Source organism: Mesorhizobium sp. M2E.F.Ca.ET.219.01.1.1, assembly GCF_004016445.2.
In the GTDB taxonomy this organism is placed as follows: domain Bacteria; phylum Pseudomonadota; class Alphaproteobacteria; order Rhizobiales; family Rhizobiaceae; genus Mesorhizobium.
In genome coordinates this window covers 1-307 of sequence record NZ_SADT02000200.1, presented here as the reverse complement: position 1 = coordinate 307, position 307 = coordinate 1, and the positions used below count along the sequence as shown (strand labels likewise).

Here is a 307-nt window from a genome sequence, read left to right as displayed (position 1 = left end):
GGCCATCGCCGCGGACGGACCGCGGCCGAGGATGAACAGCGACCGCGGCGTCTCCAGCGCGCCGGCCAGCGCCATCCAGTCGCAGGCGATTGCCTTCTCGAAATGCTCCGGCAGGCGCGCCAATGCCGCGAGCAGCGCATCGTCGCCGGTGCAATGCGCCATCAGCGCCAGGCCGGCGACCGCCGAATTGACGAAGGTCTTGGTCGCCGCGACGCTGCGCTCCGGCCCGGCCAGGATGTCGATGGCAAAGTCCGATGCCCGCGCCAGCGGCGAATCGGCGGTGTTGGTGATGGCGACGGTGAGTGCG

At 71.0% G+C, this 307-nt stretch carries 1 protein-coding gene; it reads right to left on the bottom strand.

Features of this window, described 5'->3' with window-relative positions:
• Positions 1 to 307: SIS domain-containing protein (locus EN862_RS35515; protein WP_135913329.1), on the bottom strand; the 307-nt coding region annotated here is incomplete at both ends.